The following is a 23,297-nucleotide window of genomic DNA, read 5'->3' on the forward strand; positions in this document are numbered from 1 at the left end:
GCATGGCAACTACTTGGGATGCAGATGAGGCGAAACTGTCGCGGTCGTCCGGCGGTCGAATTGTGAGGGCAGGTTCTCGCCTCGTAAAACCGGCTGGCTCCACTGGTCCCCGTGCCCGGCGCAGGTTAGGCCCCGGACCGGCGATCCCTTTCGGATTGCAGATCGGGCCGGCATTGCTCGTCTTGACCTGGGTCGTTGGCTCGGCGCTCGGATGGATCGACCCGCGGATCCTGTCGGCGCCGTGGACGGTGGTCGAGGCTTTCGTAAGGCTCATCGAGCAGGGTCGCCTGCAGGATAACTTCGTGACATCGGCGACACGCGCCCTGCTCGGCCTTAGCATCGGATTGCTGGTCGGCACGATCCTGGCGGTGATCGCCGGCCTTTCGCGGATCGGCGAAGCCCTGATCGACGGGCCGGTGCAGATCAAGCGCGCGATACCGACGCTGGCCCTGATCCCTTTGTTGATCCTGTGGTTCGGCATCGGCGAGAGCATGAAGGTTACGACCATCGCGCTTGCCGTGATCGTGCCGATTTATATCCACACCCACAACGCGCTCCGCAGCATCGACAGCCGTTATGTCGAACTGGCCGAAACCCTGCGGATGAGCCAGAAGGACTTCATCCTTCAGGTCGTGCTGCCTGGTGCCTTGCCGGGTTTCCTTCTGGGTCTGCGGTTTGCCGTCACCCTTTGCTGGGTTTCTCTCGTCGTGGTCGAGCAGATCAACGCCACCAGCGGGCTCGGTTACATGATCGATCTTGCCCGCAATTACGGGCAGACCGACGTCATTCTCGTCGGCCTGGTGGTCTATGTGCTGCTCGGTCTCATCTCGGACGGTCTCGTCCGCCTCATCGAACGGAGGGCCCTCTCATGGCGCCGCACCCTGGCAAACTGAACCCCGCAAACAAAGCCGTCCACGTGCGAGATCTCGCACGGCGGTTTGCGATGAAGACGATCCTCGACGGCGTCGATCTCGATATCGAGGCAGGCGAGTTCGTAGCCCTGCTTGGCCGCAGTGGCTCCGGCAAAAGCACGTTCCTCAGGGCTCTTGCCGGTCTGGATCACGGTGTCGAGGGAACCGGCACCCTCGAGACGCCGGAGAGCCTTTCGGTGGTTTTCCAGGACGCCCGTCTGCTGCCCTGGCGCACCGTCATTCAGAACGTCACGCTCGGCTTGACCGGCGTCTCCGGCCAGGAAGCCGGACGGAAGGCTTTGGCGGAGGTAGGACTTGAAGGCCGGGAAACGGCGTGGCCGAACCAGCTTTCGGGCGGCGAGCAGCAGAGGGTCGCTCTTGCCCGTTCGCTGGTGCGCGAACCGGCCCTGCTTCTCGCCGATGAGCCGTTCGGCGCGCTCGACGCGCTGACCCGGCTGAAAATGCACGATCTGCTGCGGGAGTTGTGCGCCAGACACCGTCCTGCCGTGCTGCTCGTCACCCACGATGTCGACGAGGCGATTTCGCTGGCTGACCGCATACTGGTTCTCGATGAAGGCCGCCTCATCGAGGATCTCAGGATCGATCTGCCGACGCCGCGCGATCACGGCGGTCCGCGCTTTGCGCAATTTCGCATCCACCTCCTCAGCCGGCTCGGGGTCGAGCTTCCGGGCCGCAAGGCCGCCTGACATCAGCAACAGTTCAATTTGATCTTAGGGATAAGCCAATGAGCACATCGAAAAGGCAAATGCGGCTTGGCGCATTCATCATGGCGACCGGCCATCATATCGCCGCCTGGCGCCATCCCGAGGCGCAGGCTGATGCCGGTCTCAATATCGATCACTACCGCGAGCTCGCGCAGATCGCCGAACGCGGCAAATTCGATCTCGTCTTCGTCGCCGACAGTCCGGCGGGATGGGACCGCGCCAAGGACCCGGAAGCGTTTCGCCGCACCGCCCAGGGCGCGCATTTCGAGCCGCTGACCCTCTGGGCGGCCCTCTCCCAGGTGACCAAACATATCGGCTTCGTCGCCACGGCATCGACGACCTACGAGGACCCCTACCTTCTCGCCCGCAGGTTCGCGTCGCTCGACTATATTTCCAAGGGTCGCGCCGCCTGGAACGTCGTCACGACGGGTGCGGATGTTTCGAAGAATTTTTCAATCGCGGGCCATCCTGCCCATGCCGATCGTTATGAGCGGGCCGAGGAATTCGTCGATCTGGTGAAGGGCCTGTGGGATTCTTATGAGGACGATGCCTTTATCCGCGACAAGGAAAGCGGGGTCTATCTCGATCCTGACAAGGTGCATCTCGTCGATCACAAGGGCAAGTTCTTCTCGGTGGCCGGTCCGCTCAACGTCGGCCGCCCGGTGCAGGGCTATCCTGTCATCGTGCAGGCCGGCGCATCGGAACCGGGGCGCGAACTTGCCGCCCGCACCGCCGAGATGATCTTTACTGCCAACCAGACCTTCGAGGATGCGCAAGAATTCTATTCCGACGTCAAAGGGCGGCTCGCCCGCTACGGACGCCGGCCGGACGAACTGCTGATCAGTCCCGGCATATTCCCGGTGCTCGGCGGCACGGAAGCGGAAGCCCGGGCGAATTACGACCATCTCCAATCGCTGGTTCATCCCTCCATCGCCTGGAATATCCTTGCGCGCCACTACAAGGGCGTCGATCTTTCCGGCTACTCGCTGGACGATCCCGCCCCTCCCCTGCCTGATAATACCGAACTCAACAAAAGCCGCCTCAAGCTGGTTTCCGATCTGGTATCGCGCAACAATCTGACGCTGCGCCAGTTCTATCTGGCGGTCGCCACCGCTCGTGGCCACCGGACGGTGGTTGGAACACCCGAGCAGATCGCCGATGCGATGCAAAGCTGGTTCGAGAACGGTGCTGCCGACGCCTTCAACATCATGCCGCCGATCCTGCCCACCGCTTTGACCGATTTCGTCGATCAGGTCGTCCCGATCCTGCGCAAGCGCGGCCTGTTCCGGCACGAATACGAAGGCACGACGCTGCGGGAAAACCTTGGCCTTCAACGCCCGCCAAATGGCTTTGTGGTTCAGGCGGGGCAGCAGCAGGCGCAGGCAGCCGTATGATCTCTAGAGGGGCCTTCCTCCCCCTCGTTTTGTTCCAATCACACACAGAACCGCAGCATCGCATGAGCAATAATTCCGAATTTCTTTGGTATATTCCGAACGACGTCAAAGCCGGTCATCGCGGTGATTCCGCCGTCGAGAACCACAACAGCCTGGATACGCTGACCAGCCAAGCAAGGGCGCTGGAAGAGCATGGCTGGAAGGGCGCGCTCATCGGCACCGGTTGGGGCCGCCCCGACACGTTCACCGTTGCGGCCTCGCTCGCCGCCCGGACCACCACCTTCGAGCCGCTCATTGCGATCCGCCCAGGCTATTGGCGACCGGCGAACTTCGCTTCCGCAGCGGCGACGCTGGACCATCTGACTGGCGGCCGCGTGCGGATCAACATCGTGTCTGGCAAGGACAACCCGGCTGCCTACGGCGACAGCGAGGGAGATCAGGCACACCGTTATGCCAGGACCAAGGAGTTCATGCGGCTGGTCCGCAGATTGTGGACCGAAGACAACGTCACATTCGGGGGCGAGCACTTCCGGGTCGCTGACTCCACCGTGGTGCCGCACATCCAGGTCCGCGGCGACCGTTGGCACCCCAAATTCTATTTTGGCGGCGCTTCGGAGGCGGCCGAGCGGGTGGCCGCCACCGAGGCCGATGTCCAGCTCTTCTGGGGCGAGCCGCTCGAGGGTGTCCGCAAACGGATCGCGCGGCTCAAGGCGTTGAGCGGGGAGCTGGACCGCGACCTCCCGCCGCTGGAGTTCGGCCTGCGGATCACGACGCTGGTCCGCGACACCACGGAACAGGCATGGACTGACGCCGAGGCGAAGGTCGCCGAGATGGCGAGAAGCAAGGGCAGCGGCTGGCACGATCACCAGCGGGTGCTCGCCGTCGGCCAGCAGCGGCTGCTCGATCTGCACGAGCGCGGCGACGTCCTCGACGACAACCTCTATACCGCGCCGGGCAAATTCGGCGGCGGCGGAGCCGGCACCACCTGGCTGGTCGGGTCGGCGGAAGACGTCGCCCGCTCGCTGCGCAAATACCAGGATCTCGGCATCACCCACTTCGTGCTGTCCGACACGCCCTATCTCTCCGAAATCAAGCGGCAGGGCGATCAGCTGCTTCCGCTGCTACGTAGCTGAGGCGGGAGCACCAGAGCTGCGGCACCGCAGCTGCAATTCATGCCAACTGCCGAGACCTTTCGGCAAATCACTAGCCGATGCCAGAACGGCGTCGGCTAGTCGCAGGCAAGCCGCAGAGCCTTGCTGTGCGGGGGGAGGTTGAAGATTTCGCAACCACCGGGAGAGCGCTCGTCAAATTGTCCATCCGAAAGGCGCAAATGCTATCCAAATAGAGCGCTATAGCCCTGCTCCGCCGGCTCCGTTTACACTCTCTAAAATATATTACTCTAATTTTTTAGATATCGGGGCGACGTTCTTGAGGATAGTCACCTTCGCCATGAGGGCGGGTCAGGCACCCGAATTTCGTACGAAATCGGCTTTTATTGCTTTGACGGATGTCCCGTATCTCAAGCGCAATTCCGGGCACCGAGGTGCCTGTCGGATGCACTCGGAGACACCGAGGCTCTGCATTTGAATGAGATATGACAAGCAATCCTGGCTGTCGAGACATCCTTCCAACAAACCTCACCGCGAGGAGAGAGTGCATATGAAGAATATCGTGAGTTTCGGAGTTGTGGCGCGCTTGGCGCTTGGCTTCAGCGTTCTCCTTTTGCTGATGGTCGGCTTGACCATCTATTCGACCGAAAAAGTTGCGCAGATCAACGATAAGCTTGGCACCATCAACGACGTCAACAGCGTGAAGCAGCGGTTTGCCATCAACTATCGCGGCAGCGTGCACGATCGGGCGATCGCCATCCGCGACGTCACTCTGGTGACGTCTGCCGATGAGCGGAAGACCGCCGAGGCATTGATCGAAAAGCTGGCCGCCTCCTACGCCGAGAATGAAAAGCGCATGGCGGATATGGTTGCATCTCCGGCCGGTGCGACGGAACAGGAAAAGACCATTCTCGGTGAGATTGCAGACATCCAGGCGAAGACCAATCCTCTGGTCGCCCAGATCATTGCGCTGCAGGAGAAGGGCGACGGCGAGGCCGCTCGCAAGATCCTGCTCGAACAGGCTCGGCCGGCCTTCGTTGCCTGGCTTGGCGCCATCAACAAATTCATCGACTATCAGGAAGCGCTGAACAAATCGATTGGTGGCGAGGTTCGCAGCACGGCAAGCGGCTTCAAGCCATTGGCGCTGACCGCGCTTGGCATTGCGGCTGTTCTTTCACTGGTTGCCGCCGCCGTGACCGCACGCACGATCGTCGGCCCGCTGGCAAAACTTCAGCTTTCGCTGAAAGCGATGGCGGACGGCAATCTTAACGGTGATCGCCGCCTCGAAGCGCGGGGCGACGAGATCGGCAAGCTTGCACGGGCGGTGGCAGGGCTGCGCGACGCAATTTCGGCAAAGGCCGAACGGGAAGCTGACGCCGAGGCGAAGAGAGCTGTGTCGGAGCGGCATCGGCTCGAGCAGGATGCAGATGAACGCCGCACCCTCGCCGAGCAGACGGACAAGGCTGTCGGCCAGCTTGGCGATGCGCTGCAGGCGCTGGCTGACGGCGACCTCACACAGCAGATTGGCACTCCGTTCATTCCGTCTCTGGAAAAACTGAGAGCCGACTTCAATTCTGCGGTCGAAAAGCTTCGTGCCGCCATGCAGAAGGTTGCCCAGAACGCCAGCGCCATCGCTGCCGGTGCACAGGAGATCCGCTCCTCCTCGGACGATCTCGCCAAGCGGACCGAACAGCAGGCAGCCTCGGTCGAGGAAACCGCCGCTGCCTTGGAAGAGATTACGACCACCGTTGCCGACTCGAGCAACAAGGCTCAGGAAGCCGGCCAGCTCGTCCGCAAGACGAAGGATAGTGCCGAGCGGTCGGGCAGTGTCGTTCGGGATGCGGTCGATGCCATGGGCAAGATCGAATCCTCCGCCACCGAAATCGGCAGCATCATCGGCGTCATCGATGAAATCGCCTTCCAGACCAACCTGCTGGCGCTCAATGCCGGCGTCGAAGCCGCCCGTGCCGGCGAGGCAGGTAAGGGCTTTGCCGTCGTCGCTCAGGAAGTCCGCGAGCTGGCGCAACGCTCCGCCAAGGCGGCAAAAGAAATCAAGGAACTTATCAACGCTTCGAACGGCCACGTCAAAAGCGGCGTGGCCTTGGTTGGCGAGACCGGAAGGGCGCTGAAAGAGATTGCCGAGCAGGTACAGCAGGTCGACGGCAATGTGGGGGCCATCGTCGGCGCTTCGCAAGAGCAGGCGACGGGGCTGAAAGAGATCAATACCGCCGTCAACAAGATGGATCAGGGGACGCAGCAGAACGCCGCCATGGTGGAAGCAGCCACAGCGGCGGCCCACAAGCTCGCCAAGGAAGCCGATGCGCTGTTTCAGCTGCTGGGCCAGTTCAACATTGGTGGAGTAGTGGCACCAAAGCGCGCCTCGCAGCCCGTTGCCGCGGCGCCCCGTTCTCAACCGGCGCCCTCGCCTGCCCGCCAGATGATTGCCAAGGTAGGTAAGTCGTTCCAGACGAACGGGAATGCAGCATTGGCCGGCGATTGGGAAGAATTTTAAGTCGCCCTGATTTCCCTCCAGCCTATGCTGGAACGCCAAAGCGGCATAATTTTGCGAAGGGCAGCGTTTGCTGCCCTTCGCATTTGAATCTTATGCCCGAGCCGGAGTCTTGACCGGAAGCAGGGCACTGACAACAACCGCAACGGCGATGTTGGCTGCAAGCGCCAGCAGTCCGGTATAGACGGTGAAGGGTTCGCCTCCGAGGCTAATCAGATGCAGAGGCTTCCAGCCGGCATCCCAGACGAGGAAAGTACCGCCGCAGAAGCCGACGAACCAGCCGGCAAGCAGGCCGGGTGCACGGAACCAGTTGGTATAGAGGCCGAAGACCAGGGCCGGAAGCGTCTGCAGGATCCAGATGCCGCCGAGCAGCTGCAGGTCGAGTGCGAATTGCGTCGGCAGGAAGATGATGACGAGAAGCGCACCGATCTTCACGACGAGCGAGGTGATCTTTGCAACCTTCGCCTCGCCCGCATCGCTGACGTCAGGATCGACATAGGCTTTCCAGAAATTGCGGGTGAAGAGATTGGCGGCGCCGATGCTCATTACCGCTGCCGGCACCAGTGCGCCGATGGCGATCGCCGCAAAGGCGAAGCCGGAGAACCAGCCCGAAAACAGCGTCTTGAACAGCGTCGGAACGACGTCATTGGCGCTGTCGAGCTTCAGGTTGGCGGCATGCCCCATATAGCCGAGCAGCGCCAGAAGGCCGAGCAGCAGCGTATAGGCGGGCAGCATGATCGCATTCTTACGGATCGTCTTGCCGCTGTTGGAGGCAAAGATGCCGGTCAGCGTATGCGGATACATGAAGGCCGCGAGCGCCGAACCCAAGGCGAGCGTGGCATAGGCGACATACTGGTTGCCACCGAGCAGCAGGTTGCCGGAACCCTTGGCCTGGAAAGCCGCATCGGCCGAGGCAAAGACGTTGGCGTAACCGCCGAGTTTCGATGGGATCAGTGCGACGGCCGCGATCACGACGATATAGATCATAATATCCTTGACGAAGGCGATCAGCGCCGGCGCGCGCAGGCCGGCGGAGTAGGTGTAGAGCGCCAGCACGATAAAGGCGATCGCCAGCGGCAACTCGCCATGCAGCCCGAGCGCCTTCAGCACCGCCGTCATGCCGACGAGCTGGAGGGCGATATAGGGCATGGTGGCGATGACGCCTGTTGCCGCGACGGCGAGTTCGAGACCGCGCGATCCGTATTGACCGTGGACGACGTCGCCAGCCGTCACATAGCCGAAATCCTTGGCGCGTTTCCACAGCACAGGCATGACCATGAAGACGAAGGGATAAACGACGATGGTGTAGGGCAGCGCAAAGAAGCCGTAGGCTCCCACGGTATAGACCAGCGCCGGGACGGCGATCACGGTGTAGGCGGTATAGAAATCGCCGCCGACGAGGAACCAGGTGATCCAGGTGCCGAAGTTGCGTCCGCCGAGACCCCATTCATCGATATGGGCCAGTGTCTCGGGCTTACGCCAACGGCTGGCGACGAAGCCCATGACCGTGACCAAAACGAAAAAGAAGATGAAGACGGCAAGCGCCGTGCCGTTGATGTCAGTCGTCATGGCGGGTGCTCCGATAGGCGATCCAGGTCAACGTCGCGGTGATCGGCACCCAGAGAAGCTGATACCAATAGAAGAAGGGAAAGCCGAAAAGAGACGGCTCGCGGACATTGTAAAATGGCGGCCAGAGCAGACCTATGTAGGGAATGACAAGCAGCCAGAGCGCTGCCTTGCTACGTGGTTTTTCCATGTCGGAATACCTTTCAGGCGCCGCGGGCGGCGGTCGCCATGTTCCAGTTGTCGGCGTGGAAGGCAGGTCTGTCAGCCGGCGGCCGCAGCAGGCCCAGCTTGGGTCGCTCGAGGTTTTCCGACCGATCGGAAGCTGATATAACGCATGTGAATTCCTCCCAACGGCTCGCACTTGGCCAGCCGTGGATGGAGTCCTATGGCGCCGGTTTTAAGCTCGCAAGATCGAGGCGGCGCTGAAATGCCGGGGCCTACCCAGAAGTGGGTAGATGCAATTTATCCGACTTTCGAGACGATGCCGTGATCGAGCGCATAGCGGATGAGGCCCGCTGTAGTGGCGATACCGAGCTTCTTCTTGAGGTTCTTGCGATGGGTTTCCGCGGTGGCGGAGGTGATCCCGAGCGTTTCGGCGATCTCCTTGTTGCTTCTGCCGGCAACGATCAGCCCGAGAATGTCGCGTTCGCGCGGCGTCAGGGGATCGGTTCCCTCCTCCGCGCGTTCGCCCATCAGCGCGTCGAAGACGCCGGAGGAGAAATATGTCCCCCCGCCCGCCACGGTCTCGATGGCCGAGACGATCTCGTCGGTCGAAACGTCCTTCAGGATGTAACCGGCAGCGCCGTGCATGACCGAAGAGGAAATATACTCGCGGCTGTCATGCATGGAGAGCATCACCACCCGCGCCTGGGGAAGTTCGTTCCTGAACAATTCGATCGCATCGATGCCGCTCAGCTTCGGCATGTTGATGTCCATCAGCACGACCTGCGGCAGAACTTGCCGGCCGATCTCCAGCCCCGCTTGCGCGAGCCCCGCCGTGCCGGCGACTTCGATATGGTCGAATGTTTCGAGCACGGCCTTCAACCCATCCAGCACCAGCGGATGGTTGTCGATCAAGAGCACCCTGATTTTCGGGCGTTCCGTCATGCGGCTTCTGCCTGCTTGCCGGCGGGGAGATTGGCCGATTTCGGCAGCATCGCCGTCAGCGTCGTGCCGGCCTCGCTACTGTTGATTAACAGCAGGCCGCGGAAGTGGGCCATCCGCTCCTGCATATTGCGCAGGCCGAGACCTGATCTGCCGGAGACCCCGTCTTTAATGCCGTCGAAGCCGGTACCGTTGTCGGTGATCGTCATGCGAGCCCGACCGCCGTCGCTCCAGAGCTTGACCGCAAGCTTGGAGGCGCCCGAGTGGCGTTCGACATTGTTGAACGCTTCCTGGGCGACACGATAAAGTGCGGTATTGGCTTCGGCCTTCAGCGTGTCGGTGAAGTTCGAAGCGTCGATCTTCGTCTCGATCCCCGTCCGCTCGGCAAAATGATAGCAGAGTGCCTCCAGCGCCGCCGTCAGGCCGAGGTCGTCGAGCACACGCGGGCGCAGATCGTGCGACAGCCGCCTGATTTCCTTGATGGCGCCGTTCAGCGCCTCGACACCGCGGTCGATGGTGACAGCCGCATCGTCGACATTGGTCCTGACCTTGCGGCCGGCAAGGTCCATCGCATAACGCACGCCGACGAGATTTTGGGAAATGCCGTCGTGCAACTCGCGGGCAAGCCGCGCGCGCTCTTCTTCCTGCGTATCGATGACCCGCTGTGTCAGCTGCTTGAGCCGGCTGTCGGCCATGCGGCGCTCATGGAACGTCAGCAGCATGCAGGTGGTGAAAACGACAAGCACCGAAGGCACGGCGATCAGCGCGACGATGACAAAGGTCCGTTTTATGTTGGCGCGCATAACCGCGTTGGCGGTGGCACTTTGGGCAAAGACGTCATCCAGATAAACGCCGGTGCCGACGACCCAGTGCCATTTGTCGAGGCTGACAACGAAGGAGAGCTTGTCGGCGATCTGTCCGGTCGATGGTTTCTGCCATTTGTACTGATGCAGGCCCCCGCCTGCTCTTGCCGTGGCGATCAGCTCGGCAATGACCTTGTCGCCATCCGGATCGGTGAGGTCGAGCCAATTGTGCCCATGTCGGAAGCTCTGGCGCGGATGGACGATGTTGTTGCCGTCGTAATCGTAGACGAAGAAATATCCGTCCTTGCCGTAGTCGAGCGAAGTCAGGATCGCCGCCACCTGTTGCTTGGCGGCTTCGTTGTCGGCACCGGCATTGTCATAGATCGTCTGGATGGCGGACAGGGCAAGGTTGGTCAGATTGAGGATCTCGGCTTCCTTGGTCTTCAGCATGTTCTGCTCGAACGTGTCGATGCTGTTCTTGGCAAGGTTTGCCGATTGCCAGGTGATGAAGGTGGTGATCGCAAGGATCGAAATGACGAGCGGAACGATCGCCAATGCGATGATCTGGTGTCGTAACGTCAACGATCATTCCTCCCGAGAATTTGCGCCGGGAATTATGCCCTTTGTCAAATGCGAGTCCAGCGGCTTGTCGCTGCCCATCTGTCGCGCGGGAAGCAATGCCGGCGGGGCATCGCCTCCGCGCTAGTCCAGCGGCACGAACAGGCCGAGCTTGACGTCCCGCAGCACGACATTCGTGTGCATGCGGCGGATCTGCGGATTGTCAGCCATGATCAGGGCGGCGATATCGTCATAATGCTCGACGTCGCGGGCGGTGACGATCGCGATCAGATCGACCGCACCGGTGACATAATAGACCTGCTGAATATGATCCTGCTTTTCCGCCCAGAGGCGGAACTTCGCCAGCGCGTCGTAATTGTCCCGCTCGATCTCCATCCCGACGATGAACACCATCGCTGTGCCCGTCGCCTTGCGGTCGACGACGGCGACCTCCGCCTTGATGATCCCTTCCTCGCGCAGCCGCTTCAACCGCCTCTGCACGGCCGACACCGACAGTCCGATCCGTTCGGCAATCGTTTCGGCTTTCAGCTGGCAGTCGCGCTGAACGATATCGAGAATGTCACGGTCAAAACGATCGAGCTGTTCCATTGTCAAATCCTAGTTCTCGCCGCAGCAATTCGCGCATTCTGCCGTACTTGCCGCATGAAGAAGATTATTTTGCCTAAAATATGCAGAATAGATGAAAACTGCGGGAAAAAACCGCGTTAATTCATCATTATCCTTCGCAAGCTCAACTCAGCCGGAACCATGCATGCCAGATCAACCCTTTCCTGCTCTTCGCGTCGAAGATCTCCATAAAAGCTTCGGCTCGCAACAGGTTCTCAAGGGTATCTCGACGCAGGCCGAGAAGTCCGATGTGATTTCTATCATCGGCTCGTCGGGCTCCGGCAAGAGCACTTTTCTCAGATGCATCAATTTCCTGGAAACGCCGGATCGCGGCCGCATCGCGGTGAACGGCGAGGAGATCGCGCTGAAGATGGGGCGGGGCGGCCGGCTGCAGCCGCGCAGTTGGCGGCAGATCGAACGGATACGGACCGGACTGGGGATGGTCTTCCAGAGTTTCAATCTCTGGGCTCATCGGACGGTGCTGGAAAACGTCATCGAGGCGCCGGTGCACGTCATGGGCATTTCACGGCGCGAGGCCATCGAAAAGGCGGAGGCCCTGCTCCACAAGGTCGGGCTCTTCGATAAACGCGACGCCTACCCCGCTTTCCTCTCCGGCGGCCAGCAGCAACGCGCGGCGATTGCGAGAGCCCTCTGCGTCGACCCTGCTGTCATGCTGTTCGACGAACCGACATCGGCGCTCGATCCGGAGCTGGTCGGCGAGGTCCTGAAGGTCATCCGCGATCTCGCGGAAGAAGGCCGGACCATGCTGATCGTCACGCATGAAATGCGCTTCGCCCGCGATGTATCCAGCCGTGTCCTGTTCCTCCATCAGGGACGGATCGAGGAAGAAGGCCCGCCGGAGCAGATATTCGGGGCGCCGGTCAGCGCCCGCTGCCGGGAGTTCACCGGCCTCAGCGCCCACTGATGCGCATCATCGACAACACAAACCAGGAGAATCCTGCGAATGAAACTGCTCCCCACGCTTTTTGCCGGCGCGGCACTCGTGCTTTCCGCCGTCACCGCACAGGCCGAAGTCCGCTTCGGTGTCATGAACGAATCCTATCCGCCCTTCTTCGCCAAGGACGCCTCCGGCCAATGGCAGGGATGGGAGATCGACCTGATGAACGCTGTGTGCGAGGAGATGAAGGAGAAATGCTCGATCGTCGAAATTTCCTGGGATGGTCTCATTCCGGCTCTTCAGAGCAAGAAGTTCGACGTGATCTGGTCGTCGATGTCGAACACCGCGGAACGCTCGAAGGTGATCGACTTCACCGACAAATATTATAACACGCCGAGCACCTTGATCGGCCCCAAGGACCAGAAGCCGGGCGCCACTGCCGAGGACGTGAAAGGCAAGACCATCGGCATCCAGGTGTCGACGATCCAGTCGGAATATTACAAGAAGTATTTCGCCGCCGCTGCCGAGGAAAAGACCTACCAGACGCTCGATGAGGCGTTTCAGGACCTCGCCTCCGGCCGTATCGACTATGTCTTCGGCGATTCACTGGCGCTTGATGCTTTCCTCAAAAGCGATGGCGGCAAGGATTGCTGCGCCAAGATGGGCGACGTTGCCGACGACAAGGAGATTCTCGGCGCTGGCGTTTCGGGCGGCCTGCGCAAGGAAGACACTGAGCTGAAGGCCAAGCTGAACACGGCGATCGCTGCCGTCCGTGCCAGTGGCCAGTATGATACTATCAACAAGAAATACTTCGATTTCGACATCTACGGCGCAAAGTAAGCAGCCGGAACGATGGCGACTGCGCAACAAGGTATTCTGGACCTGCTGTCTCCCTATCCTCCGGGATGGGGCGGCGTCCTTTTGGCAGGTGCGGTCTCCACGGTCGCCATCTCGGCTTGCGCTTTTGCGATCGGCTTGCTGCTTGGCACCGGCGGCGCGCTGGGAAAGCTCTCTGGTAACCGCATGCTGCGCCTGCTGCTCGATCTCTATACCACGCTGATCCGCGCCGTTCCCGAGTTGATCCTGATCGTCGGGCTCTATTATGCCGGCACCGATGGCCTCAACCGGCTGCTCGCCGCGTTGGAGCTGCCGCCGGTCAATGTGAACGGCTTTGTCGCAGCCGTCGCCGTGCTGGGCTTCGTCCAGGGTGCCTACATGACGGAGGTGCTGCGCGGTGCGATCCTCGCCATTCCCGTCGGCCAGATCGAGGCCGCCAAAGCCTTCGGCATGGGGCCGGTGCGGAGGTTCCGCCGTGTCCTGCTGCCGGCGCTTCTGCCAAACGCGCTGCCGGGCCTTGCCAATCTGTGGATGTCGGTCACCAAGGACAGCGCGCTGGTCGCCGTCGTCGGCTACCAGGAACTGGCGCTCGCCACCCGTCTTGCCGGGGCAAGCACCAAGCATTACTTCGTCTTTTTCCTTGCTTCGGCCCTTCTCTATCTCGCCATCACGCTTGTTTCCAACGTCGTCTTCAAACTGATCGAGGGACGGGTACGGCGGGGACAGCCGCGCCTTGCCTGAAGAAAGCGCCCCATGAGTTTCACCTGGATCTCTTCCTATTGGCCGCTGCTTCTGACAGGCGCCTGGCAGACCGTTTGCCTGCTGGTGATCTCCGTGGTGTTCGGCTTCATCATCGCCATAGGCCTGGCGTTTGCGCAGGTCAGCGGCGGCAGGCTGACGCGGCTCCTGGCGCGCAGTTACTGCACCTTCTTTCGCGGCACGCCGTTGCTGATACAGCTATGGCTTCTCTACTACGGGGTGGGCTCGCTGCTGCCCATGGTCCCCGGCATCCGCCAGAGCCTGTTCTGGCCGATCCTGCGCGAAGGCTTCTTCTTCGCCGCCGTCAGTTTTACCCTGAACTATGCAGCCTATGAGGCAGAGGTGTTGCGCGGCGCGCTGCTTGCCGTTCCCAAGGGCGAGCTCGAAGCGGGCCGGGCCTTCGGCCTGTCGCCCTGGATGCTGACCCGCCGCATCTGGTTGCCTCGCGCCATTCGCACCGCCCTGCCGACGATTGCAGGAGAGATCGTCATGCAGCTCAAGGCGACCCCGCTCGCCTTTACGGTGACGGTGATGGATCTTTACGCCGTGGCAAACAAGGTTCGCCAGGACACGCTGCTCGTCTATGAACCGCTGCTGGTCGTCGCCCTCTTCTATCTCGCCTTGACCGCAGTGATCGCCCACGTCTTTCGAGGTCTCGAAGCGCAGGTGCCGGTTCGCCGCTAGGCCGACGGAAAAGGACTGGTCCATGAATTCCCTGGCGTACGAACCACGTGCACCCCGCCCACCTTGTTATGAAAAGCCCGGCGCCGCTGACGGCGCGACAGGTTGAATGGAGACCTCTTGATGAGCACGACGCGAATTCTCGATGGCGGCATGAGCCGCGAACTGCTGCGGCTGGGTGCCGAGCTGAAACAACCGGAATGGTCGGCATTGGCGCTGATCAACGCGCCGGATATCGTCCGTAGGGTACATCAGGAATTCATCGCCGCCGGCTCTGAGGTCATTACGACAAACAGCTACGCGCTCGTGCCCTTTCACATCGGCGAGGACCGGTTCTGGAAGGAGGGGGCGGCGCTGATCCGTCTCGCCGGTCGCCTGGCGCGCGAGGCGGCCGATGCCGCCACGGATCGCAAGGTGCTGGTCGCCGGCTCGCTGCCGCCGATCTTCGGCTCATATGAGCCTGAGAATTTTCAGCCTTCGAGGGTGCAGGATTATCTCAAGGTGCTTGTCGAAAACCTATCTCCCTTCGTCGATATATGGCTCGGCGAGACGTTGAGCCTGATTGCCGAGGCAGAGGCTGTTCGCAAGGCGGTGGCGACGTCGGACAAGCCGTTTTGGATTTCGTTCACATTGGCGGACGACGAGGCAGCCATAAGGGGCGGCGAACCGAAGCTTCGCTCCGAGGAAAGGGTCGAGGAGGCGGCATCCTGGACGGTTTCATCGGGCGCCGAAGCCCTCCTCTTCAATTGCAGCAAGCCCGAGGTCATGCAGGCGGCGGTGGAGACGGCGGCGGGCGTGTTCAGGACAATGGACGCTTCCATCGAAATCGGCGTCTATGCCAATGCCTTCGAAGGGGAAACAGGCGAGGCAGCCGCCAATGAAGGCCTGCATGAGACCCGAAACGATCTGAACGACGATGCCTATTCGCGCTATGCCTGCTCCTGGGCCGAGGCCGGCGCGACGATCATCGGCGGCTGCTGCGGCATCGGCGCTGCCCATATCCATCGCCTGAAGAAGACGCTTTTGGATTAAAGCGGCACGATCAGGAGATCGGCTATGTCGCAATTGTCATTTGGTGTTTGACGCCGTCTTCTGGAGTTCGAGCAGAAGCTCGATCAGCTTCGGGGCCATCTCCCTGATTTCCGAAAGGTGGACGGCGCTCAGTCTCGTCAGAAGCGCATCCGCCTTGTCCGTCAGGAGAACCGTCTGGCGGCGCCTGTCGGCCGGATCGGCATGGCGTTCGACCAATCCGGCATCCGACAGCCGCCCGACAAGCTCGGTCGCCGTATGCGGCGCGATGATCAGCCGCTCGGCCAGCATGCCGATCGTCATGGCGTCGCCGCGTTGTCCTTTGATCGCCAAAAGGGCCTGATGCTGCTGTACGGGCAATCCTTCCGACTGGGCGGCCGAGGCGCTGAAGTCCATGAACTGGCGAAGCGCAAATCGGAGGTCGGCGAGAGCTTCGTAATCCTCCTGTCTCAGCGGCGGCGCGGTCTTCTTCAAAGCACTTCTCCTCTGCCGCAACGGCTGCCGGGGTCGGCAGCCCATGCCGCCATCATCAAATAGATGGGCAGTCGCCAGCCGGTCAAGTGAGGCATCTTCATCGGACATTTTCGCCTTCATGCTTTCACCCGTTGATTTATATCGCATCACGATATATTGACGCGCCTCAGGCGTATCCATTCCGGCGTAGCAGAGGCTTCCATGGCGCAGCATCCACCCAGCAACCGGCCGCACGATTTCACCGGCGGTCTTTCCCGGCGCGAGGCCGGCGATTTCACCACCGACCGGCGGGTCCTCCTCCTGGTCGGCATGTCCATCATTGTCGGCACATCAGGCGCGTTTGCTGCCTGGTGTCTCGTCAGCCTGATCGCGCTGGTGACGAATGTCATCTGGTTCGGGGAGATCGGCATCCAGCCCGCCTCTCTCGCTGCCGTGCCGCGCTCGCTGTGGGTGGTGCTGGTTCCGCCGCTGGGTGGACTTGCCATCGGATTGATGGCCCGTTTCGGGTCGGAGAAGATCCGCGGCCACGGCATTCCTGAGGCGATCGAGGCCATTCTGATCGGCGGTAGCCGGATGTCGCCGAAGGTCGCGGTGCTGAAGCCGCTGTCGTCGGCAATCTCCATCGGAACCGGCGGCCCGTTCGGCGCCGAGGGGCCGATCATCATGACGGGCGGTGCGATCGGATCGCTTTTTGCGCAATTCTTTCACATGAGTGCCGCCGAGCGGAAGACGCTGCTCGTGGCCGGCGCCGCCGCAGGCATGACGGCCATCTTCGGTTCGCCGATCGCCGCGGTCATGCTGGCGGTCGAACTGCTGCTGTTCGAATGGAAGCCGCGCAGCTTCATTCCCGTTGCCGTTGCCGCCTGCGTGTCGATCTGCTGGCGCCCGCTGCTGTTCGACGTAGGCCCGCTGTTCCCGACCCACTTCCAGGTGGCCTTACCTTGGTGGGGTATTTTCGCCTGCGCGGCGATGGGCATCATCTCCGGCCTGCAATCGGGATTGCTGACGACGCTGCTCTACCGGATCGAGGACCTTTTCGAAGCCTTGCCGATCCACTGGATGTGGTGGCCGGCACTCGGCGGTCTCGTCATCGGTCTCGGCGGCCTGATCGAACCGCGGGCAATGGGCGTCGGCTACGACATCATCGATGGCTTGCTCAACAATCGGCTGCTCGCCCCGGCTGTCATGTCGATCCTGCTGGTGAAGACCATCATCTGGCTCTTTGCCCTGTCGTCAGGCACCTCCGGTGGCGTGCTCGCGCCGCTTCTGATTTTCGGCGGGGCTCTCGGATGGCTGGTCGGTATTGTCATGCCGGGCAATGACCCCGGCTTCTGGGCGCTGCTCGGAATGGCGGCGATGATGGGTGGAACCATGCGTGCGCCGCTGACGGGCACCTTCTTTGCAATGGAAATCACCGGCGACGTCAGCACCCTCGTTCCGCTGCTCGCCGCAACCGTGGTGGCCTATGCCGTCACCGTCCTGCTGCTGCGCCGCTCGATCCTCACCGAGAAGATCGCCCGCCGCGGGCAGCATATCACCCGCGAATATGGCGTCGATCCGTTCGAACTGTCGCGCGCAAGGGAGATCATGATCAGCGATGTCGACACGCTTCCCGGTACCATGACGGTGGGAGAGGCGTGCGACTTCTTTGCCTCGCAGCAGAAAACGCACCGGATCTATCCGGTGATCGACGCAGCAGGCAGGCTGTCCGGCGTCGTATCGAGAGCCGACGCTCTTCTCTGGCAGGGGAATTCAGACCTCGCCAGTCAGACGCTTGCGGAAAACGTGACGGACGGTTCCGTTCCGGTGGGCCATCCTGACGATACGGTCGCATTCATCGCCGACCTGATGCTGTCGACCGGCGACGGACGCATTCCGATCGTCGATCCGACTTCAGGGAAATTATGCGGCCTGATCGCGCGCAAGGATCTGCTGCGGCTGCGCAGTTCCTACAGGTCGGCGGAATTGGATCGGCGCCCATATCTCACCGCAGGCTCGAAGAGCAAGTCGCGGTAGCGGTCCGCGGGCGTCCTCCGCATCGCTACTGCTACTGCCGCGCGGCGCATGGATCAGGTCCCATGCGCCGCGCTGACGCTTGAAGACGTCAATGCAGTCCGAACAGGTTCAGCAACTCTTCGCGGTGTCGAACGAATTCCTGTGCGCTGCGGTCGCGAGGACGGGGCAGATCGATTTCGATGAGACGCGGTTCGCCGCCCTTCTCCCGTGGCAGGATCAGGATCCGGTCGGCCAGATAGATTGCCTCCTCGAGATCATGGGTAACGAGAATGGTCGTCACGTCCTCATCGCGCCAGATCCGTGCGAGTTCTTGCTGCATGCCGATCTTGGTCATCGCGTCGAGCGCGCCGAGCGGTTCGTCGAGCAGCAGGATCTCGGGCTGGACGGCCAGAGCCCGGGCGATGCCGACGCGCTGGGCCATGCCGCCGGAGAGCTGCCGGGGATAGGCAGCCTCGAACTGCTGCAGGCCGACGAGCTTGACATAATGGCGCGCCCGCCCCCTCGCCTGCTCACGCGACAGGCCGCTAGTTTCCAGCCCGAAGGAGACATTGTCGAGCACATCAAGCCAGGGCAGAAGGCGCGGTTCCTGGAAGATGACGGCGCGCTCTGCGCCGACGCCTCGCACGGCCTTGCCATCGACGAGGACCTCTCCCGTGTCGGAATCCTCAAGACCGGCCAGAATCCTGAGCAGGGTCGTCTTACCCGAGCCGCTTGCGCCGACGATTGCGAGGCTCTCGCCGGAGCGGACGTGGAGGTTGATATCCCTGAGAACCTGCAGCGGTGCTCCGTTCAACCTGTAGGATTTGGAAAGGTGACGGATCGTCACCTCTCCGCGGCGCGTGTCCTCAGCGATGCTCATCATCATTCCTCAGTTGCTTGCCGGCCTGGCATCGGTGGTCAAGAGGATGTCTTTAGCCGCCAGCTGGCCCTGCTTCAGCTTGCCTTCGCGAACCAGGACGTCGATCCAGAACTGGATGTCGCGCTCGACCGGCAGGCCGCCGGCACGCACCCCATAGCCTCGGAAGTACTGGGCGATATCAGCGTTCTCACCACGCTCGCTAAGCGCTTTGGCGAGGATCTTCTTGGTTTCTTCGGGATGTTCGCGGGCATAGTCGAGGGCGCGGGCCGACTGCTCGACGAAAATCTTTGCAGCTTCAGGATGCTCGCGAGCGAAATCACGGCGCAGGACCACGAACCCCCCGGCGATGTCGCCAAGCACGTCGGTATCGTCAAAAATCGGACGCAGGCCGCCATTCTTCAGTGCAGCCCCCTCGAAGGTCGTCTGCCAGTAACCGAAGGCGGCAATATCGACCTGCTTGGAGCGCAATACCTGCTCGAGCTGCGGCCCGGGAACGACAAGCTGATTGGCTGCGTCGGCCGGCAGGCCGACGGAATACAGGGCTTCGCGGATGGTGTAGTCGAGATGCGCGCCGAGCGTATTGACCGCGATGCTCTTGCCGGCAATGTCCTTGATACTCTTGATTGGGCTGTCTTCCAGCACGTAGAAGGTCGACTGGACCTCGTCATTGATGCCGTTCGAAGGATAGGCGGCGACGAAATCATTGCCGCCGATGATCGAATTCAAAACGGCGGAGGTTGCGGCGCTGCCGATCTCGACATCACCCGATGCCAGGGCGATCAGGGAGGCCGGGCCGCCCTGGGCGTAGCCGACATTTTCCAGCGTGATGCCCGTTCCGTCGAAATAGCCGAGTTCGGCGGCGAGTTCATGGGCGGCAAGACCACCCTGGCTGGCGAGGTAGCGCAGCTTCACCGTGTCGGTGGCTGCGGCCGGCGTCGCAAGACCAAGGGCGATCACTGCCGGCAGGAAAAGGTTGCGAGGATGGAATGTCATGTGGCGGTGCCTTTCGGAAGAGGAAAATCGGTGAAAGCGGGTCAGCGGCTGGGCTGAGACCAGCGGCAGAGACGGCGCTGCAAGAGAACGAGCAAGGCATTGGCGGCAAGCCCGAGGAAGGCGAGCAGAAGGATCGCCGCAAACATCAGCGGGATCTGAAAATTGTATTGGGCGTTCATGACCTGGAAGCCGATGCCCTTGTTGGCGCCGATCATCTCGGCGGCAATCAGCAGGAGAAGTGCCGTCGTCGCCGAAAGACGCAGACCGACGAAGATTGCCGGCACCGACGCCGGCAGGATGACGCGGCGGAAGATGGTCAGCGGTCCGGCGCCATAGGTCCGCGCCATCTCGATGAGCTTCTTGTCCACCTCCTTGACGCCGCCGATCGTGGCGAGCAGCACCGGAAACAGCGTCGCCCAGAAGATCACGAAGATCTTCGATGTTTCGCCGAGGCCAAGCAGCAGGATGAAGACCGGATAGAGCGCCAGCGCCGAGGTCTGGCGGAAGAGCTGCAGGATCGGATCGAGCGCCTGTTCGACCGCACGAACCTGGCCCATGAACAGGCCGAGCGGAATGCCGATCACCACGGCAAAGGCGAAGGCGGTTCCGGATCGCTGCAGGCTGATGGCGATATCATCGAGCAGCGCGCCGTTGGCCAGATTGGTCCAAAGAGCGGACAGGATCACGTTCAAGGGCGGGAAGATAGCGGGATTGACCCAGCCCCTGGTGCTCGACACTTGCCAGAACACGAGGAAGCCGATGAGAAGGCCATAACGCGGCAAAAGCGATGCGAGCACCCCGCGCAGATGCGAGGCGAGAATGGAAATATGGCTTTCGCTGCTTTTCAGGCGGCCGAAGCTTCTCGGAAGAACCTGGTTGATTTCATAGGACATCGCCCGCTCCTCACTCTGCTGCCTGAAGAGTTGCACGTCCTGCAGCCCACCGATTGGTCGGGAAAGGCAGGCCTAGGTTTTCGCGAAGCGTCTTGCCCTCATAGGCCGTCCGGAACAGGCCGCGACGCTGCAGTTCCGGTATGACCAGATCAACGAAATCGTCGAGCGCCGTCGGCAGCCAGGGCGGCAGAATGTTGAAGCCGTCCGCAGCTTCGTTCTCGAACCATTTCTGCAGCGTATCGGCGATCTGTTCGGGCGTGCCGACGACGGTGTAGTGACCGCGGGCAGACGCGATCCACTGATAGAGTTGGCGGATGGTGAAGTTGTTTTCGTCGGCGATCTGGCGGATGAGGGCTTGGCGGCTCTTCATGCCTTCCGTCGGCGGTGCCGGCGGCAGAGGCCCGTCGAGGTCATAGCCGTGCAGGTCGAGCGTGCCGCCGGTCAGGCCATTGAGCAGGCCGATCCCGTCCTCTTCGACGATGAGCGAGGTCAAACAGTCGTATTTCTCGCGCGCCTGCGCCTCGGTCCTACCGACGAAAGCGGATACGCCGGGCATGACGAGGATATGATCGGGGTTTCGGCCAAGAGCGCGGGCGCGTGCCTTGATGTCCCGATAGAACTCCTGGGCGGTTTCGATATGCTGATGGGCGGTGAAGATGACCTCGGCCGTTGCTGCGGCGAGCCCGCGGCCGTCTTCGGATTGCCCGGCCTGGACGATGACGGGATGCCCCTGGGGCGAGCGCGAAATATTGAGCGGACCGCGCACCTGGAAGTGCTCGCCGAGGTGGTCGGTGTCGTGCAACTTCGACGGGTCGAAGAACACGCCGGATTGCTTGTCCCGGATGAAGGCGTCGTCCTCGAAGCTTTCCCAGAGTTTGCGGACAACATCGACGTGCTCGGCGGCGCGGCGATATCGGTCAGCGTGCGGAAGCTGGTTATCGCGGTTGAAGTTCTGCGCCGTCAGGTCGCCCGTCGTGGTCACGACATTCCAGCCGGCACGGCCCTCCGAGATCAGATCCAGCGAGGCGAATTTGCGGGCGGTCGTGTAAGGCTCTTCGTAGGTGGTCGAGGACGTGGCGATGAAGCCGAGATGGGTGGTGAAAGGCGCAAGGGCGGAGAACAATGTCACGGGTTCGAAGCCGGCCACGCGGGCGTTGCCCCCTTCACGCGCACCGCCAAAACCGACAGCCAGTCCGTCGGCGAGGAAATAAGCATCGAAGAGGCCACGCTCAGCCGTCAAGGCGAGCTGTTTGTGAAACTCGAAACTGGTCGCGCCGTCGGCCGGCTGGTCCGGATGCCGCCATGACGCAACATGCTGTCCGCCACCGGGAAGAAATGCCCCAAGCCTGATTTTCCGTGTCATTTCGCGTCCTCTCCGTTTGCCCTGAACAGCCCGGCTCCTCTGCGAGGGCAGGTATAAATCTGTCTATCGAGCCACTAGGATATGTTCCCCATAGATTTTATAGAGAAACTTAATTTCATAGTTTCGGAAGAAGAGTGAATAGATTTTCGAGATCGGGGGAAAATTGGAAATCAACGATCCGGGTCGCCAGCCGGCGGGCAGCTGGTCTTGGCCTGATCGTTGATGTCTTTGGTCGGGCCGGCGGATATGCAGGCATCCGGCAAACCGATCGCGAGGCGAGCGTTGCACGATCAAGGAAGCATGCGGGATGACAGGTTTAGTCATCACGTCCGTGACGCCGGATATAGATCCTCATGAGTTACGGGCATCAGCCCCGTTTTGGCCGGGCCGGGGCATGTTCCAGGCCGGCGGCGGCCTTCTTCAGGCAGTCGAGATAGCGGTCCCGGTTCGCAATGCCGTCGTCGCGTGGCGTGACCAGGCAGAGCGTTGCGGCTGCATGGCCTTCCTCGCCGCGCACCGGCACGGCAAAACAATGAGTGAAACTATCGACGATGCTGTTGAAGGTGAAGAGGCCTTCACGCTCGGCCTGGCGCACTTCGGCGATGAAGGTTTGCGGCTCGAGCCATTCGCCGCCCGGCAGGCGGAAATCCTGCGGCGGAATGAAATTCAGAATGTCCTGATCTGACAGATGCGCGACGAGCAGGCGGCCCGACGCCGTCCACGGGATCGGCACAGACTGGCCGACATCCGTCGAAATGCGGAAGGGGCGCGCGCCTTCGCGCATGCGCACGACCGTGTACCTGTTTCCGTCCAGCATGCAGAACTGTGCCGTCTCCCGCGTCTCGTCGGCAAGATGTTCCAGCGCCGTCTCGCATTCGCGGGTGAAATCGAAATGATTTTCATAGGCGGCGCCGAGGAAATAGAGTTTGCGGCCAAGATAGACCCGCCCCTCGCCGCCGGTGAATTCGAGAATGCCGTTGCTCAACAGCAGGTTGACGAGCTCGTAGACCGAGGAGCGCGGCGCGCCGATCTGCGCTGCGATTTCGTTCGGCTTCAGAGCCTGCCGTTTCTGGCGCAGGAAATCGAGGATTTCGAAGGCGCGGTCAAGCCCGCGGGCGCGTTTGCCGGCTGCTTCGTCCTGAACTGCATCCATTGCTGTCGATCCCAATTTCTGTTCGGCCAAGCTTCT

General features: G+C 61.6%; 22 protein-coding genes. 11 read left to right on the plus strand and 11 right to left on the minus strand.

Going from position 1 to position 23,297, the window contains the following annotated elements:
- Positions 1-2 precede the first annotated feature (2 nt).
- From N2600_RS32595 to N2600_RS32615, 5 genes are all read left to right on the plus strand, one after another.
- Entirely contained in the window at positions 3-893 is an 891-nt protein-coding gene (locus N2600_RS32595; protein ID WP_260299714.1) for an ABC transporter permease, read from the plus strand.
- Entirely contained in the window at positions 869-1,618 is a 750-nt protein-coding gene (locus tag N2600_RS32600; RefSeq protein WP_260299715.1) for an ABC transporter ATP-binding protein, read from the plus strand. The genes N2600_RS32595 and N2600_RS32600 overlap by 25 nt, the downstream gene beginning before the upstream one ends.
- 38 nt (positions 1,619-1,656) lie before the next feature.
- Complete coding sequence (locus N2600_RS32605) at positions 1,657-3,030, plus strand: LLM class flavin-dependent oxidoreductase (RefSeq protein ID WP_260299716.1); 1,374 nt, start codon at positions 1,657-1,659, stop codon at positions 3,028-3,030.
- Positions 3,031-3,092: 62 nt separating this feature from the next.
- Positions 3,093-4,163, plus strand: coding sequence for an LLM class flavin-dependent oxidoreductase (locus tag N2600_RS32610; RefSeq protein WP_260299717.1), 1,071 nt, complete (start codon positions 3,093-3,095; stop codon positions 4,161-4,163).
- A gap of 526 nt (positions 4,164-4,689) precedes the next feature.
- Positions 4,690-6,651 (plus strand): HAMP domain-containing methyl-accepting chemotaxis protein, encoded by a 1,962-nt coding sequence (locus tag N2600_RS32615; protein ID WP_260299718.1) that lies wholly within the window; start codon positions 4,690-4,692, stop codon positions 6,649-6,651.
- A 90-nt stretch (positions 6,652-6,741) separates the two neighbouring features.
- On the opposite strand, the gene mctP is transcribed toward N2600_RS32615, so the two are convergent.
- From mctP to N2600_RS32640, 5 genes are all read right to left on the minus strand, one after another.
- Positions 6,742-8,217 (minus strand): sodium:solute symporter family monocarboxylate transporter, encoded by a 1,476-nt coding sequence (gene mctP, locus N2600_RS32620; RefSeq protein ID WP_260112033.1) that lies wholly within the window; start codon positions 8,215-8,217, stop codon positions 6,742-6,744.
- The gene (locus N2600_RS32625; RefSeq protein ID WP_130689074.1) at positions 8,207-8,404 is read right to left on the minus strand and encodes a DUF3311 domain-containing protein; all 198 of its coding nucleotides are present in this window, start codon (positions 8,402-8,404) and stop codon (positions 8,207-8,209) included. Before N2600_RS32625 ends, mctP begins: the two co-directional genes overlap by 11 nt.
- Positions 8,405-8,676: 272 nt before the next feature.
- Entirely contained in the window at positions 8,677-9,321 is a 645-nt protein-coding gene (mctR, locus tag N2600_RS32630; RefSeq protein WP_017968690.1) for a two-component system response regulator MctR, read from the minus strand.
- Positions 9,318-10,703 (minus strand): sensor histidine kinase MctS, encoded by a 1,386-nt coding sequence (gene mctS / locus N2600_RS32635; RefSeq protein ID WP_260112034.1) that lies wholly within the window; start codon positions 10,701-10,703, stop codon positions 9,318-9,320. Before mctS ends, mctR begins: the two co-directional genes overlap by 4 nt.
- 120 nt (positions 10,704-10,823) lie before the next feature.
- Positions 10,824-11,288, minus strand: a complete 465-nt coding sequence (locus N2600_RS32640; protein ID WP_003555489.1) for an Lrp/AsnC family transcriptional regulator — start codon at positions 11,286-11,288, stop codon at positions 10,824-10,826.
- Positions 11,289-11,451: 163 nt separating this feature from the next.
- On the opposite strand from N2600_RS32640, the gene N2600_RS32645 reads away from it, so the two are divergent.
- From N2600_RS32645 to N2600_RS32665, 5 genes are all read left to right on the plus strand, one after another.
- Positions 11,452-12,231, plus strand: a complete 780-nt coding sequence (locus N2600_RS32645) for an ABC transporter ATP-binding protein (RefSeq protein ID WP_017968692.1) — start codon at positions 11,452-11,454, stop codon at positions 12,229-12,231.
- Positions 12,232-12,270: 39 nt separating this feature from the next.
- The gene (locus tag N2600_RS32650) at positions 12,271-13,044 is read left to right on the plus strand and encodes a transporter substrate-binding domain-containing protein (RefSeq protein WP_018070682.1); all 774 of its coding nucleotides are present in this window, start codon (positions 12,271-12,273) and stop codon (positions 13,042-13,044) included.
- Between the two features lie 12 nt (positions 13,045-13,056).
- On the plus strand, positions 13,057-13,782 hold the full coding sequence (locus tag N2600_RS32655) for an ABC transporter permease (RefSeq protein WP_162117611.1): 726 nt from the start codon (positions 13,057-13,059) through the stop codon (positions 13,780-13,782).
- A 12-nt stretch (positions 13,783-13,794) separates the two neighbouring features.
- On the plus strand, positions 13,795-14,484 hold the full coding sequence (locus tag N2600_RS32660; RefSeq protein WP_260299719.1) for an ABC transporter permease: 690 nt from the start codon (positions 13,795-13,797) through the stop codon (positions 14,482-14,484).
- 120 nt (positions 14,485-14,604) lie between these two features.
- Positions 14,605-15,513 carry a homocysteine S-methyltransferase family protein gene (locus tag N2600_RS32665; protein WP_017968696.1) on the plus strand — a complete coding sequence of 303 codons (909 nt, stop codon included), beginning with the start codon at positions 14,605-14,607 and terminating at the stop codon, positions 15,511-15,513.
- Between the two features lie 36 nt (positions 15,514-15,549).
- On the opposite strand, the gene N2600_RS32670 is transcribed toward N2600_RS32665, so the two are convergent.
- Positions 15,550-15,984: a MarR family winged helix-turn-helix transcriptional regulator gene (locus tag N2600_RS32670; protein ID WP_026154621.1), complete on the minus strand. Its 435-nt coding sequence runs from the start codon at positions 15,982-15,984 to the stop codon at positions 15,550-15,552.
- 201 nt (positions 15,985-16,185) lie between these two features.
- On the opposite strand from N2600_RS32670, the gene N2600_RS32675 reads away from it, so the two are divergent.
- Complete coding sequence (locus N2600_RS32675; RefSeq protein ID WP_260299720.1) at positions 16,186-18,000, plus strand: chloride channel protein; 1,815 nt, start codon at positions 16,186-16,188, stop codon at positions 17,998-18,000.
- A gap of 88 nt (positions 18,001-18,088) precedes the next feature.
- Here N2600_RS32675 and N2600_RS32680 read toward each other — a convergent pair whose 3' ends face one another.
- From N2600_RS32680 to N2600_RS32700, 5 genes are all read right to left on the minus strand, one after another.
- Entirely contained in the window at positions 18,089-18,859 is a 771-nt protein-coding gene (locus N2600_RS32680) for an ABC transporter ATP-binding protein (RefSeq protein ID WP_170281773.1), read from the minus strand.
- A 9-nt stretch (positions 18,860-18,868) separates the two neighbouring features.
- On the minus strand, positions 18,869-19,852 hold the full coding sequence (locus N2600_RS32685) for an ABC transporter substrate-binding protein (RefSeq protein ID WP_260299721.1): 984 nt from the start codon (positions 19,850-19,852) through the stop codon (positions 18,869-18,871).
- 41 nt (positions 19,853-19,893) lie between these two features.
- Positions 19,894-20,745 carry an ABC transporter permease gene (locus N2600_RS32690; RefSeq protein ID WP_170281771.1) on the minus strand — a complete coding sequence of 284 codons (852 nt, stop codon included), beginning with the start codon at positions 20,743-20,745 and terminating at the stop codon, positions 19,894-19,896.
- 10 nt (positions 20,746-20,755) lie between these two features.
- Positions 20,756-22,108: an LLM class flavin-dependent oxidoreductase gene (locus N2600_RS32695; RefSeq protein ID WP_260299722.1), complete on the minus strand. Its 1,353-nt coding sequence runs from the start codon at positions 22,106-22,108 to the stop codon at positions 20,756-20,758.
- Positions 22,109-22,475: 367 nt separating this feature from the next.
- A complete protein-coding gene (locus N2600_RS32700; protein WP_017968703.1) occupies positions 22,476-23,261 on the minus strand; it encodes an IclR family transcriptional regulator in 786 nt (261 codons plus the stop codon).
- Between the last annotated feature and the right edge of the window lie 36 nt (positions 23,262-23,297).

The organism is Rhizobium sp. WSM1274 (genome assembly GCF_025200775.1).
GTDB classification, from domain to species: Bacteria; Pseudomonadota; Alphaproteobacteria; order Rhizobiales; family Rhizobiaceae; genus Rhizobium; species Rhizobium leguminosarum_I.